The following is a 14,525-nucleotide window of genomic DNA, read 5'->3' on the forward strand; positions in this document are numbered from 1 at the left end:
GCTAGTTGCTGGTTGGGATTGTTTATTTTTCAACTATTTTTTCTGCTTTTTCAACTGCTTTTTTCAATGCGTTCAGTTTGTTATTCACTTCCTGCAGTTCATTTTCAGGGACAGACTTTGCCACAATACCGGCACCGGCCTGGTAAAAGAGTGTATTGTTTTTACTTAGGAAAGTTCTGATCATAATAGCCTGGTTGCAGGTTCCATTCAATCCGATAATTCCTATACAGCCGCCATAATATCCGCGGGAATCTTTTTCGTACTGATTAATGAGTTGAAGAGCTTTATGTTTCGGTGCGCCGCTGAGTGTACCCTGTGGGAAGGTTGCAGAGACCATTTCAAGAGGATTGATGGTATTGGAAACATCGGCTGTTACTTCACTTACCATATGAATAACGTGTGAGAACAGCTGAATTTCTTTAAGTTTAGTAACGGTTACATTTTTTCCAAGCTTTCCAAGATCATTTCTTGCCAGATCAACCAGCATGGTATGTTCTGCATTTTCTTTAGGATCAGCTTTTAACTCTTCAATGGCCTGAAGATCAGTTTCAAAGTTTCCTGTTCTCTTGGATGTTCCGGCAATAGGGTGAATGATTGCTTTATTGTCTTTTATAATTAATTGGCTTTCAGGACTTGATCCGAACAATTTGTAATTTCCGTAATCAAAATAAAAGAGGTAAGGAGAAGGGTTGATATTTCTTAAAGCTCTATATACATTGAATTCATCTCCCTTGAATTTCTGTTCAAATCTTCTGCTTAGAACCAATTGGAAGACATCCCCGCGCATGCAGTGCTTTTGGGCTGTTTTTACCAGTTCAATATAATCTTCATTTGTAATATTAGAAGTTTCTTCATCTGTTTTTTCAAAAGGATAAACCGGCGTATTCTGATTTTTAATAAGGTTTTCCAACAGATGAAACTCAGATTTTACCCCGTCAATAGAATTTTCAATAATATACATTTCATCATTGAAATGGTTGATCGCAATCACATATTGGTATAATCTGTATCTCAAAACAGGAATTTCAACTTCCTTACTTTGTGCTTTAAGATTAATCTTTTCAAAAAACTGTACTGCTTCAAAACTTGTATATCCAAAAAGACTCTGAGCTGTTTGTTCTATAGGGTCGTTGGTTTCTTCACATTTAAAAATTTTCCTGAATTCTTCAAATATATCTGTGATATTGCGTTCCATCATAAATTGCTTTACAGGAGCAGAAGCGGGAAGTTTGATTTCATATTCGTTGAGATTTTTCACTTCAATTCCGGCAATGGCATTCACGGCAATGAAGGAAAAGTTATTATCAATACTTTTTGAATCCGAACTTTCCAGAAGAATTGTATCACGGAATTTATCCCTGATCTTAAGGTAAATATTCATAGGAGTATGAAGATCTCCCAGTGTTTTTTTCGAAACAGTTTTTATTTTAATTGTGTTAGTATGCATTTTGTTTTTTTGTAAGATTAAAGAATAAAAAAAGGCTTCAACGGTATCCGTCAAAGCCTATATATTGTTTTTTGATTATTTCTGTTGTATGGTTAGCAACATGACAATACCTTCAGACCCGACGAAGAGTTTGAAAGCCACCACCAAATATTGTTGCTCATTTTAAACATGGGACAAATGTAGAAATTTTTTTAATACAAAACTAAAAAATATTAAAAATTAAAAAAACTTAATATAAGAATCTCCTATTTAAGCTGCTTAAGTTCAAGTTGCAATTCTTTGATTCTTTCTTTGTAAGTTTCATCATCATAGTCTTTTACGTACTCTTCCAATGCCGAGATATATTCTTCAACAAATTCCTTATTTGTTTTGTCTGCCTCATATTTGGTTTTTGCAGAATTGACGGGAGCTAGCTTTTCGTATTGTAACAAAATTTTTCCTTCTCTGGACTGATCATAAAGAATGACTATATTTTTTTCATATCCGGGAATGTATTTTACAGGAATATCCTTATCACCAGGTATTCTGATTGAATTTCTGATAGGATAAATTGCTGCAGTAGTCGTGGAGAAAAAAGTAGTGGTATATTTTCCGTCCTGTTTCTTGACAATAGCTTCATAATCATGAATGTACATGTCGTTCAGAGTGGAATTGGTTTCTACATCAGACGTGATAATAGCTGTGCTTTCAACTCCGTATTTATTTAAAAACCATGCATTTAAAAATTGTCCTCCAAAACCATTTAAGATAGCCAAAGGAATAATCGGGATCAGAAACCATGCTTTTTTCGTCAGATAGGAAAGAAGTCCGAAGAACGCAAACAGCAGAATCACAGTATAAAAACCATGATGACTGATGAAAAACAGAATTTTTGAAATTAAAACCATACCTTAAATATACTATTATAATCTTTTGTTTAAACGCTGAGATCGCGAAGATGTTATTAATATGAATGTAAAAAACGGTCGCAAAGGCGTTTCACTTAGCAAAGTCCACTGTCATTAGCTAAACGAAGTGCCCTTGCGAACAAAAAAAAATTATCATAATTACTTTGCGAACCCGGCGTTTAAAACAACTATTTTACTGGTTCAGACAAAGGAATATCAGGTGTTCCACTGTAGAAAACAATCAGAGTAGCCCCTTTATCTCCGGTTTTTCCTCTGTGGGCTACATTAACCATTTCGGGAAGAACCTGACCTTTTCTTACCCACTGGGTTTTACCGTCTTCTTTTCTCTCGATCTGGATTTCACCTTTTTCTACATAAGCAGCATTAATGACAGGGTGTTTATGCCAGTCCAGAGCTTTATTGGGAGGTACAGCAATTTTCAGGACCGATATTTCAGGCTGTGTTGTGGGGTAAGCCGGATACGCCGTTCCGTCCCACGACTTTGTTGTTTTTAAAAGCGTTACTGATTCAATTTTATCAGTATATTCTGATTGTGGTTCGTTCGATGAATTATCACAGGAAAGAAGCAGGGAAGAAAGTATAGCAACGAATGCTGTGCTTAATAAACTTTTTTTAGTTGTAAGTTTCATATGAATAGATTGATTTTGGTTTGGATAATTTGGTATACAAAAATAACAACCTAATTTAAATTTCCCTACTATTTGAATTATTTTTATCAATCTGAGCGCAACTCAGTCCTTTAAAAATATTTATCAAAGAAAACATTTGTCATAAGTTTAAAACTTTATTTTTTATATTTTTGCTTCCAAATTAGAAAAAAATGAAAAAAGTATTAGCAATCGCATTTATCGGAGGTTTATTATTAGCAAGCTGCAAAAAAAAGCCAGATCACTCTTTACAGGATAGCAACACAATGATGGAAGAGCCAGAAGCAACTACTGTTGTAGATTCTACTGCTAAAACTGCTGCTCCAGCTGCTGCAACTCCGGCTACAACTGCTCCAGAAGCTGCTAAAACAGATTCTACAGCGAAGAAATAATGAAAAAAATACTTTTGGCAGGAACATTGGGTCTTCTGATCATTTCCTGTTCTAAAAAAGAAAATACAGCAGAAGTGGCACCTTCTTCTGAGACAGCAGCTGTTTCAGAACCAGTATCAGCCAATCTTTCCGGTGATCAGATCATGGAAACTTTGGATTGTTCAGGATGTCACTCTGTGAATGAGAGAATGATAGGACCTTCTTATAAGGAAATTGCAGGAAAGTACTCTGAAAAGGATACAGAATTGCTGGCTTCCAAAATTATAGAAGGCGGAAGTGGAGTATGGGGAAGCGTGCCTATGGCTGCCCATCCACAGGTATCTAAAGAAGATGCCAAAAAAATGGTGGAATATATTTTAAGTCAGAAGAAATAAAAAATGTCCGCTGAAAAATCCAGTCTGCACACAAGAAATCTGCATCGTAATCCCTATGATTTTGATGCGCTTATTTCTTGTGTGCCGGAACTGAAACACTTTGTTTTCGTTAATGCTTATCAGACGGTAACCATTAATTTCAGCATTCCAAAAGCGGTAAAACTGCTCAACAAAGCCTTACTCTTACATTTTTACCATATTAAAGGCTGGGATATTCCCGACACCAATCTTTGTCCTCCCATTCCCGGAAGAGCAGATTATGTACATTATATTGCAGATCTTTTAGCTGAACAGCTGAATGAAATTCCGACAGGAGATGCTATCAAAGGATTGGACATAGGAACAGGAGCTAATCTTGTGTATCCTTTAATAAGTCACAAATCTTATGGCTGGACGATGCTGGGAACGGATATTAATCAGGATTCTTTGACAAATGCTCAGTCTATTTTGGATCAAAATCCGGATCTTTCATCCGTAATTCAATTGAAAAGCCAGCCTGATGCTGATCATATCTTTACAAATATCATTGGTCCTCATGACAGGTTTACTTTTTCCATGTGTAATCCTCCTTTTCATGATTCTGAAGAATCTGCAATGAAAGGGAATATCAGGAAAACAAAGAATCTTAATAAATCAAAGAAATCAAAACCTCTTCTTAATTTTAGCGGCCAGCAGTCTGAACTTTGGTGTGAAGGTGGCGAGCTTGCTTTTATCACTAAGATGATTCATGAAAGTGTATTATTTTCATCACAGGTTCTTTGGTTCACCTGTCTGGTTTCCAAAAAAGAGAATCTTAATAAACTCACCACTCTTTTAAAGAAAGTAAATGCTGTAGAGGTAAAAATCATTGATATGGCTCAGGGACAAAAAGTAAGCAGAATACTGGCCTGGACGTTTATTCCTCAGAAAGATGGGAAAACCTGGTTTGTTTAAAAGTTCAAGGTTCAAAATTCAAGGTTTAAGGTTTCTGGTTGTTAGTTTTTTTTGTTGCTGTTTTTATTAGGTTATCATTATCTTGATTTTCCATCAAAACTCACCATTCACTTGCAAAGCAAAATTCACTATTGACAGCATCCCGAATCTTATATCCCATTATCCCGAATCTCGTATCTCAACATCATTCCTCAACACATTTTAAAATTTCTTAAAAAAGCCATTGATGGTCATGTCAAAAATGCCTAAATTTGTACGCTTTTAGAAAAATAAGAAATGCAATTATCAGAACAAGAAATCATTAGAAGAGAAAAGCTGAATAAGCTTACTGAAATGGGGATTAATGCGTTCCCTGCGGATGAGTATACCATTACAGATACTACAGAATCTATAAAACAGGACTTTTCTGAAAGTAAACAGGTAAAGATCGCTGGTAGATTGATGTCCCGCAGAATTCAGGGGAAGGCTTCTTTCGCAGAATTGCAGGATTCTAAAGGAAAAATCCAGGTTTACTTCAACAGAGACGAGATCTGCCCGGGTGAAGATAAAGAACTATATAATGAAGTATACAAACACCTTTTGGATATCGGTGATATCATCGGTATCGAAGGAGAGTTGTTTACTACGCAGGTAGGAGAGATGACGGTTTTAGTAAAGAACTTTACCCTTCTTACAAAGGCTTTGCGTCCTCTTCCTCAGGCTAAAACTGACGAAAACGGTGTTGTACATGACGGTTTTACAGATCCGGAATTGAGATACAGACAACGTTATGTAGATTTAACGGTAAATCCACAAGTTAAAGAAATTTTCGTGAAGAGAACAAAATTGTTCAACGCCATGAGAACGTTCTTTAATGATGCAGGATACTTTGAAGTGGAAACACCTATTCTACAGTCGATCCCTGGTGGAGCTGCAGCTAAACCGTTTATTACGCACCATAATGCATTAGATATTCCATTATATTTAAGAATTGCCAACGAATTATATCTGAAAAGATTGATCGTAGGTGGTTTTGACGGTGTATATGAGTTCTCTAAAAACTTCAGAAATGAAGGGATGGACAGAACGCATAACCCTGAGTTTACTGCTATGGAGATTTATGTAGCTTACAAAGACTACAACTGGATGATGGATTTCACTGAGAAATTATTGGAATTCTGTGCTACTCAGGTTAATGGAAATTCAGAATCTACTTTTGGTGAACATACAATCAACTGGAAAGCACCTTATCCAAGAGTTTCCATGACAGAAGCTATCCTGAAATATACAGGATTTGACATTACAGGAAAAACTGAGAAGGAACTATATGATTTTGCCAAGTCTATCGGTATTGAGGTGAATGAGACGATGGGGAAAGGAAAATTAATTGATGAGATCTTCGGTGAGAAATGTGAAGGGAACTTCATTCAGCCGACATTCATTACAGATTATCCGATCGAAATGTCTCCGCTGACGAAGAAACACAGAAGCAAAGAAGGATTAACAGAACGTTTTGAATTGATGGTATGTGGTAAAGAAATTGCCAATGCGTATTCAGAGCTTAATGATCCTATTGATCAGAGAGAGCGTTTTGAAGCACAGATGACTTTATCTGAAAGAGGAGATGATGAAGCAATGTTCATCGATCAGGACTTCTTAAGAGCATTGGAATATGGTATGCCTCCAACTTCAGGGTTAGGAATCGGTATGGACAGATTAATTATGTTCTTAACGAATAATGCATCAATTCAGGAAGTATTATTCTTCCCTCAGATGAGACCTGAAAAAGCGGTTCCACAGATTGAACTGGGAGAAGATGAAAAAGTAATCCTTGAAATCCTTAATTCTCAGGAAGAAGCAATGTCTTTAGCTGAAGTAAAAGAAAGAAGCCAATTATCTGGTAAAAAATGGGATAAAGCTTCCAAAACTTTGACAAAGAACAATATTGTGAAGGTAGAGAAGATTGATGAAAATCTTTTGATGAAATTGGCTTAAGATTTCTCAGGAAATATAAATATAAAAGGTACAGAGCTATTCTGTACCTTTTTCTTTTTTCCATTTCCGAAGCGGTGTCCTAAAGTTTTTAAACGGAGCTACAGTATTGATATGAATCCATTTCCAGACCGACCATTGAGCAGGAGTAGTTGCCCATTTTCTTTTATCCGGAATGAATAAAATATCATCATCAAGGCTTTCTATCCATGTAATAATTTCATTAACTTGATTTTGTAATATTTCTCTTTGTTGTTGTAAAGTAAGAGAACCATATTGATCATAAAAAGATTGATATAAACCTCCTAAATTATTCCATTTGTACTCAGGGGTGGGAGTTTTTACTTCTAATCCTTTTTGTTCATCAGTTTCCCATTGCAAAAGCAGGTGAGTCCAGCCTAACTGATAGGAAATGTTTTGTGAAGGAGTTTTGTCAACCCCAGGCTGTAAAAGATCCTTTTCACTCTCTTTGATACCATTAAATTCCTGATCATAAAGCAGAAATCTTTTCTTAATTTCTTCAATGAGTTCTGCTTTATCTTTATAAGTCTGCATATTTCAACTATTTTCTCAGCTTACTGAAAGAAGCCATCAGATAAAATAAAAATGGAAGAATAAATAAGGAGCCCAGCATCAAAGCCCATCCCAATGCAGCGATAGTCTTTTCGGGAGCCATATGTTCCAGTAATGAAAGATGCTGTCCGTTTCCTAATAAAATAATATTCGGATTATGCTGATACGTTGCAGCTACTAAAATCATCACCATCTGAAATCCTGCCAAAGCACGTACCGGAAGCAGTTTTTGTTGGTTCATCGCTCTTAGAATAAGCAATAAGGCAATCGTAGCAAAAGCAATAGACATAATACCCAAAGGCTTGGAAAACACCCACATTAAAAGAGGAATATCTGAAATATACGCGGTAACAAACACCAATATTCCTGTAATCACTACAAAGATCATCGTTTGCTTGGACTTTCTTATCATCAGTAAAAGATCTGCTTTATCACGGGTTTCTCTTAATGAAAAGATAGAAGCTAAATAAGCACATAATGCAACAGTGAATAAACCTACAGAAACCCCAAACCAGTTGAGCCAGCTGAAAATATATAAATCAACAAAAGTTACAGCATCAGGATTGATAGAGTGGGAAACCGTTGCAGCAGCAATTAACCCTAAAAAGAAAGGCGTTAAAAGACTCGCATAATAGAAAATCTGGGTATACAAAACCTGCCAGTTATCTTTCACGGCATCATAATGTCTGAAGGTGAATGCAGTTCCTCTTGCGATAATACCTACGAGCATCAATACCAAAGGAATATGAAGATACGTAGACATCGTGGTATAGATTTCGGGAAACCCTACAAACAGAATTACAATCGCGATGATCAGCCACATATGATTGGCTTCCCATACAGGAGCAATAGACTCATACATAATCTCCTGGGTCTTATGTCTGGCTTTTTTATTGGTGAAAAGCTCTACAATACCAGCTCCGAAATCGGCCCCTCCCAGAATAATATAAAGACAGATGGACAGCCAGAGAAAACCTATAACAACGTAGATCATGATTTTTTGTTTTTATCGTTAAACTGAGGGTCGGTAGGATCATAAAGTTTCGGTACCATTTGAATCTGTCTTCTTAAAAGGAAGATAAGAATCATCGATAATGATATGAAAATTGCAGTAAAGAAGTAGAATGAATACTGTATTCCGGGCATCGGGGTAACAGCGTCTACTGTTCTCATGATTCCGTAGATAATCCACGGCTGTCTGCCTACTTCTGTTACTGTCCATCCTGCTTCCAGAGCAATATATCCAAAAGGTGTTGCTATTAAGAAGGTCTTTAACAGCCAGTTTTTACTCAGCCATTCTTTTCTGAAGAAAAAAGAATATAAATAAATCACTCCAATGCCAATCATAACCACTCCGAAAAAGATCATAATCTGAAAAGCATAATGAACAACCGCAATCGGAGGCCATTCATCTCTCGGGAAATCTTTAAGACCTTTTACTTCTGCGTTAAAATCATTACTCACCAGGAAACTTAGAACCTTTGGAATTTTTACAGCATATTTCACTTCTTCTTTTTCCTCATCAGGAATTCCTCCAATGATAAAAGAAGCTCCTTTTTCAGTCTCAAAATGCGCTTCCATAGCAGCCAGTTTTATCGGTTGTCTTTCCGCTACAGATTTTGCGGCAACGTCACCACTCAAAGGCGCTCCGAATGCTCCGATAAGAGCAAAACCTACTGCAATTCTAAACGCTTTGGTATGAAATTCAATATTTCTCTTTCGCATGATCATAAAGGCATGAACTCCGGCTACCGCAAATCCTGTCGCACAAAATGCAGCAACAGTCATGTGAAGAGCCTGCGGAAACCATGCGTCGTTGAACATCGCTTTAATTGGATCTATATTAAGATACTGTCCGTTAATATAATCAAAACCTGTTGGAGAATTCATCCATGAGTTGGCTGCTACTACCAGAATTCCGGAAGCAAGTCCGCTTACTCCTACAAGAAATCCACAGAACCAGTGAAACCATTTGTTGAATCTTTCCCATCCATATAAAAAGAATCCGATGGCAATAGCCTCAATGAAAAAGGCTGTTCCCTCAAGTGAAAAAGGCATTCCGAAAATAGGACCGGCATGCTTCATAAAACCAGGCCATAAAAGTCCCAGTTCAAAAGAAAGCATTGTTCCTGAAACAGCTCCGGTGGCAAAAAGAATAGCTACTCCTTTGCTCCATGCTTTTGTAAGCCCTTTATATACTTCATTATTGGTTTTTAGGTATTTCCAATGGGCAAAAGCCATGAGAAAAGGCATCACCATACCCACACAGGAGAATATGATATGAAAGCCCAGAGAAAGTGCCATTTGGGCACGGGCAGCAATAAAATCATCCATAATATCAACTTTTCAGTTAATAAATTTAAGCATAAATTATTGATGTTGAGTATGATTTAAAACAGTTGATATTTCAGGAATACCATTTAATTTTGATTCTTTTATGAATTGTTGTTCCTTATGTTTTCAATAAGAAAACTCTACATTTTTTTGACACTTTTTAACTTTCATACCTCGAAAAAAATCACGATATTTGTAAGTCTTTGCATAGAGCAAGATTTTTAATATTTAATATGAGTCAAAAACAATATACAGCTAGTAGTATTCAGGCATTGGAAGGAATGGAACACGTTCGTATGCGTCCTTCAATGTACATTGGTGATGTAGGAACAAGAGGTCTTCACCATTTGGTTTATGAAGTAGTAGATAACTCTATTGACGAGGCATTGGCAGGATACTGCGACACGATCTTCGTTAGCATCAAGGAAGGAAACGGAATTGAAGTAAGTGATAACGGTAGAGGTATCCCGGTTGATTTCCACGAAAAAGAGCAGAAATCAGCCCTTGAAGTTGTAATGACAAAAATTGGAGCCGGAGGGAAGTTTGATAAAGACTCTTACAAAGTTTCAGGAGGTCTTCACGGAGTTGGGGTATCATGTGTGAATGCACTTTCCAATGAAATGGTAACTACTGTTTACAGAGACGGGAATGTTTATCAACAGATTTATTCTAAAGGAAAAGCACAGACTCAGGTTGAAGAGATCGGGCATAGTGAGAAAAGAGGAACAAAGCAGTTTTTCCAGCCGGATGATACCATTTTTACGGAACTGATTTACAACTATGATACATTAGCAAGCCGTTTAAGAGAACTTTCTTACCTTAATAAAGGAATTACAATTACACTTACCGATGAAAGAGAAAAATTGGAAGACGGTTCTTTCCGTTCAGAAGTTTTTCATTCTGAAGGAGGATTGAAAGAATTCGTTGCTTATATCGATGGTAATCGTGAATCTATCATGGAACACGTGATTTTCATGGAAGGTGAAAGAGATGATATTCCTGTAGAGGTGGCAATGCGTTATAATACGTCATTCAACGAAAACCTTCACTCTTATGTTAACAATATTAATACCCATGAAGGAGGTACGCACCTTGCAGGTTTCAGAAGAGCTTTAACAAGAACTTTAAAGAAATATGCAGACGAATTGGGACTTCCTGCAAAAGAAAAAGTAGAAATTACCGGTGATGACTTCCGTGAAGGATTAACAGCTGTAATTTCTGTAAAAGTAATGGAACCTCAGTTTGAAGGACAGACCAAAACAAAATTAGGAAACTCTGAAGTTTCAGGTGCTGTAGATAAGATTGTAGGGGAAATGCTTACCAATTTCCTGGAAGAGAATCCTAATGAAGCGAAGGTAATTGTTCAAAAAGTTGTATTAGCTGCTAAAGCCAGACAAGCTGCGAAAAAAGCCCGTGAAATGGTTCAGAGAAAATCTCCAATGGGAGGTTCTGGTCTTCCCGGAAAACTTTCTGACTGTTCTTCTAAAGACCCGGCTGAATCTGAACTTTTCCTTGTAGAGGGAGATTCCGCAGGTGGAACGGCTAAACAGGGAAGAGACAGACACTTCCAGGCTATTCTTCCTTTAAGAGGTAAAATTTTGAACGTAGAGAAATCTATGCTTCATAAAGTATATGACAACGAGGAAATCAGAAATATCTATACCGCTCTTGGAGTATCTGTAGGGACTGAAGAAGATAGCAAAGCTTTGAATATGGCGAAGCTTAGATATCATAAAATTGTGATTATGACCGATGCTGATATCGATGGTTCTCACATCTCTACCCTGATTCTTACTTTCTTCTTCAGATATATGAAAGAACTTATTGAGAACGGATATATTTATATTGCTCAGCCACCTTTATACCTATTAAAGAGAGGTAACAAAAAAGTCTATGCGTACAATGAAAAAGAACGTGAAGAGTTTACCTTAGAGATGTCTCCGGATGGAAAAGGAGTAGAAGTACAACGTTACAAAGGTCTTGGGGAAATGAACCCTGAACAGCTTTGGGAAACAACCCTGAATCCTGATCACAGAATCCTGAAACAGGTAACCATTGATAATGCAGTGGAAGCAGACAGTGTTTTCTCAATGCTAATGGGAGATGAAGTTCCGCCGAGAAGAGAGTTTATCGAGAAAAATGCGAAATATGCAAAAATTGATGCATAAACGTTTTTAAAAATATAATAAAAAAAGCTTCTAATTATTTAGAAGCTTTTTTTATATTTGGATAAACCAAAAAAACAATAATATGTTAACTCTTTTACAAACAGACCCTTACAACGGGGCAGATGCAGTGTCTGGTGCAGCCGCTGCAGGATTAGGGATCGGAACAATGTTCTTCGGCTTACTATGCTATCTTTTCTACGGATACTGCATGTACAAAATCTTTCAGAAAGCAGGAAGACAAGATGCCTGGGCCGCTTTTATCCCGATCTATAATTCAATAGTATTGCTGGAAATTGTGAAAAAACCAATATGGTGGATCATTCTTTTCTTTATTCCTCTGGTAAATATCTACGCATGCTGGGTTGTATATGACAGACTGGCTAAAGGTTTTGCCAAAGAAACTCCTCTGTACACCATTCTGATTCTCCTTTTTGGATTTATCTTTATTCCAGTACTGGGACTTGGAAGCGATCAATTTGATAGTAAACTGGTTCCAAATGATTAAAATGAAATGAAAATTGAAAAAATTTAAAGACTTCAGAAATGAGGTCTTTTTTTTAATTGTAGAATTAATTGTACTTCTGTTTATTATTAATTCTACAGCATTTGAATTATATGAATCATAATTTATTTTAAATTTGAAACGCAGACAATATGAAGTTTATCGCTTCATGCACAGAATAAATATCTAGAATGAGTATAAATATTCTGTTTTAACTTTTCAGAATATAATAATGAAAAGTTGATAATGTGTTCATATCCTTATAAGTACATCTACAAAAGTACTTTTTAAGTATTAGGTTAAGGCTTCACAATGTTGAAGCCTTTTATATTTTTTTTAACAGTTATTAAGATTTTCTTATTTTTGCTTAATTTTAATAACTATGATGAAAATATTAGTTCTTGGGGCTTTTTCTGTTGCCTCATTATATTTTGCTCAAAGCTATCCTGCTTCAGCAATTCCTGAAAACTTAAAGAAAAATGCTAATGTTGTTATACGAAAAGACTTTACAACGGCTCAGATCAATAAAGTTGATCAGATAAAATATCAATATAACACGGTTACTACAGTTTTGAACAAAGACGGTAATGATCAGGCCGTAGCCTATATTCCTTATGATAAAGCAAGACGTATTTCAAACGTAAAAGTAACCATTTACGATGAAGCCGGAAAAAAGATTAAAAGTGTTTCAAAGTCTGATTTTCAGGATATAGCAAACAATCCTCAGGGGATCTTTTATTCTGATAACAGAGTTTTGGTATATTCTTATACACCGGCTCAGTATCCTTATACCGTTGACTTTTCTTATGAAACGGATGATGAAAATACCGTTTTCATTCCTGATTTTGTGCCATTTACCACTATTAAAACATCACTGGAAGAAGCACAGTTTAAAATCATTAATACTTCAGGAATTGAACTTCGTTCTAAGATATACCCGTCAAAATACAATTATACCTCCGTTATAGAAAGTGGCAGTGCAAATGACAAAACCTATTCATACAAAAACGTACCCGCAATTGATGACGCTTTTATGATACCGCAGCCTGTTAAAATCTTGCCTGCAGTAAACTTTGCGCTGGCAAAATTCAGTTTGGCAGGAAAGCAGGGAACTTTAAATAACTGGACAGATTTCGGAACATGGATTTATAATGATCTTCTGATACCCGTTTCAGCTTCTACTCCTGCTATCAAGGCTGAAGTGGCCTCTTTACAGCTGCAGGGATCTGTAGAAGATAAGGTGAAGAAAATTTATCAGTACATGCAGAACAAAAGCCGATATATTGCTGTGGCATTAGGAATAGGAGGTTGGCAGCCTATGATGCCGGATGAGGTTCAGAAAAAAGGTTATGGGGACTGTAAAGGACTTACAAATTATATGAAAGTTCTTTTGACTGAGGCAGGAATTCCTTCCAATTATTGTATCATTACTTCCGGCCGTTCGCAGGTTTCTTTTGATCCTGAATTTCCTTCTATGGGAGGAAATCACGTTATCCTGATGGTTCCGACTGAAAAGGGAAATATCTGGCTTGAAAACACCTCTCAACAGATGGCTTTTAATCACTTGAGTTACAGTACAACTGATAGAAATGTACTGGCAGTGACCCCAAAGGGAATTGAGCTTATCAATACACCGGTCTATAAAGCCGAGCAGAATAAAGAAAAACAGGTGTTGAGAATCAACCTTAACGAGGATAACAGTATCGCAGGAACAGGAAGCTTTTCCTATACCGGAAATCAATATGATTATAATTTAAGGTTTGTAAATCTAAATCCAAAAGAGAAAAATGATGCGGTAAAGGCAAATTTTGACATTTTAAACTTTGAAAAAGTGGAAATGAAGAATTTTACCAATGACAGAGACAATGCTGTTATTACGTATGACCTTGATTTTAAAACCAATAATTTCTCTAAAAAAGCAGGAAACAGCCTTTTATTCAGATCTGTACCTATTTTTTCTGATGTTGTTTATAAGACAGATGAGAATCGTGAACTCCCTTTTGAAGTCAATATGTCCTTTGAAGATGAATATGAAATTGCTTTTATTCTTCCTATGGGCTATAAAATTGATGAAACTCCGGATAATTCAACCATCACTTCTGAATTTGGATCATATAAGCTAAGCTTTGTTAAAAATGATAATCAGATAAAAGTGACAAGAAAAATGCAGATCAATAAAGGTCTGTACCCAAAAGAAAAATACAATGACTACATAAGTTTCAGAAAAAAAATTCTGAACATGGATAATTCAAAAATTTTAATTACAAAAATCTAAC

The 14,525-nt window shown here is 36.2% G+C and carries 13 protein-coding genes; 7 read left to right on the forward strand and 6 right to left on the reverse strand.

Annotation, left to right across the window (positions count from 1 at the left end):
• Positions 1-22: 22 nt before the first annotated feature.
• The 3 genes from FW780_RS16800 to FW780_RS16810 form a co-directional block, all read right to left on the reverse strand.
• Positions 23-1,447 (reverse strand): anthranilate synthase component I family protein, encoded by a 1,425-nt coding sequence (locus FW780_RS16800; protein ID WP_149834826.1) that lies wholly within the window; start codon positions 1,445-1,447, stop codon positions 23-25.
• A 245-nt stretch (positions 1,448-1,692) separates the two neighbouring features.
• Complete coding sequence (locus tag FW780_RS16805; RefSeq protein ID WP_149834827.1) at positions 1,693-2,334, reverse strand: hypothetical protein; 642 nt, start codon at positions 2,332-2,334, stop codon at positions 1,693-1,695.
• Positions 2,335-2,522: 188 nt separating this feature from the next.
• Positions 2,523-2,984, reverse strand: coding sequence for a cupin domain-containing protein (locus tag FW780_RS16810; protein ID WP_149834828.1), 462 nt, complete (start codon positions 2,982-2,984; stop codon positions 2,523-2,525).
• 191 nt (positions 2,985-3,175) lie between these two features.
• Here FW780_RS16810 and FW780_RS16815 point away from each other — a divergent pair, with 191 nt between their 5' ends.
• From FW780_RS16815 to lysS, 4 genes are all read left to right on the forward strand, one after another.
• Positions 3,176-3,394 carry a hypothetical protein gene (locus FW780_RS16815; protein WP_149834829.1) on the forward strand — a complete coding sequence of 73 codons (219 nt, stop codon included), beginning with the start codon at positions 3,176-3,178 and terminating at the stop codon, positions 3,392-3,394.
• A complete protein-coding gene (locus FW780_RS16820) occupies positions 3,394-3,768 on the forward strand; it encodes a c-type cytochrome (protein WP_149834830.1) in 375 nt (124 codons plus the stop codon). Before FW780_RS16815 ends, FW780_RS16820 begins: the two co-directional genes overlap by 1 nt.
• A 3-nt stretch (positions 3,769-3,771) precedes the next feature.
• Positions 3,772-4,701, forward strand: a complete 930-nt coding sequence (gene rlmF / locus FW780_RS16825; protein ID WP_149834831.1) for a 23S rRNA (adenine(1618)-N(6))-methyltransferase RlmF — start codon at positions 3,772-3,774, stop codon at positions 4,699-4,701.
• Positions 4,702-4,977: 276 nt separating this feature from the next.
• Positions 4,978-6,675 carry a lysine--tRNA ligase gene (gene lysS / locus FW780_RS16830; protein ID WP_047376881.1) on the forward strand — a complete coding sequence of 566 codons (1,698 nt, stop codon included), beginning with the start codon at positions 4,978-4,980 and terminating at the stop codon, positions 6,673-6,675.
• Between the two features lie 36 nt (positions 6,676-6,711).
• Here lysS and FW780_RS16835 read toward each other — a convergent pair whose 3' ends face one another.
• The 3 genes from FW780_RS16835 to FW780_RS16845 are packed head-to-tail and all read right to left on the reverse strand — an operon-like array spanning position 6,712 to position 9,579.
• Complete coding sequence (locus FW780_RS16835; RefSeq protein ID WP_149834832.1) at positions 6,712-7,227, reverse strand: ClbS/DfsB family four-helix bundle protein; 516 nt, start codon at positions 7,225-7,227, stop codon at positions 6,712-6,714.
• 7 nt (positions 7,228-7,234) lie between these two features.
• Positions 7,235-8,239 carry a cytochrome d ubiquinol oxidase subunit II gene (locus tag FW780_RS16840; protein WP_149834833.1) on the reverse strand — a complete coding sequence of 335 codons (1,005 nt, stop codon included), beginning with the start codon at positions 8,237-8,239 and terminating at the stop codon, positions 7,235-7,237.
• Positions 8,236-9,579, reverse strand: coding sequence for a cytochrome ubiquinol oxidase subunit I (locus FW780_RS16845; protein WP_149388010.1), 1,344 nt, complete (start codon positions 9,577-9,579; stop codon positions 8,236-8,238). The genes FW780_RS16840 and FW780_RS16845 overlap by 4 nt, the downstream gene beginning before the upstream one ends.
• A 233-nt stretch (positions 9,580-9,812) precedes the next feature.
• Here FW780_RS16845 and gyrB point away from each other — a divergent pair, with 233 nt between their 5' ends.
• The 3 genes from gyrB to FW780_RS16860 all read left to right on the forward strand — a co-directional run bounded on the left by gyrB (position 9,813) and on the right by FW780_RS16860 (position 14,524).
• Positions 9,813-11,747, forward strand: coding sequence for a DNA topoisomerase (ATP-hydrolyzing) subunit B (gyrB, locus tag FW780_RS16850; protein ID WP_149834834.1), 1,935 nt, complete (start codon positions 9,813-9,815; stop codon positions 11,745-11,747).
• A gap of 82 nt (positions 11,748-11,829) precedes the next feature.
• The gene (locus FW780_RS16855; protein ID WP_149834835.1) at positions 11,830-12,252 is read left to right on the forward strand and encodes a DUF5684 domain-containing protein; all 423 of its coding nucleotides are present in this window, start codon (positions 11,830-11,832) and stop codon (positions 12,250-12,252) included.
• Positions 12,253-12,631: 379 nt separating this feature from the next.
• The gene (locus tag FW780_RS16860; RefSeq protein ID WP_149834836.1) at positions 12,632-14,524 is read left to right on the forward strand and encodes a DUF3857 domain-containing protein; all 1,893 of its coding nucleotides are present in this window, start codon (positions 12,632-12,634) and stop codon (positions 14,522-14,524) included.
• Position 14,525 lies beyond the last annotated feature (1 nt).

Source organism: Chryseobacterium sediminis (assembly GCF_008386505.1).
Lineage (GTDB): Bacteria > Bacteroidota > Bacteroidia > Flavobacteriales > Weeksellaceae > Chryseobacterium > Chryseobacterium sediminis.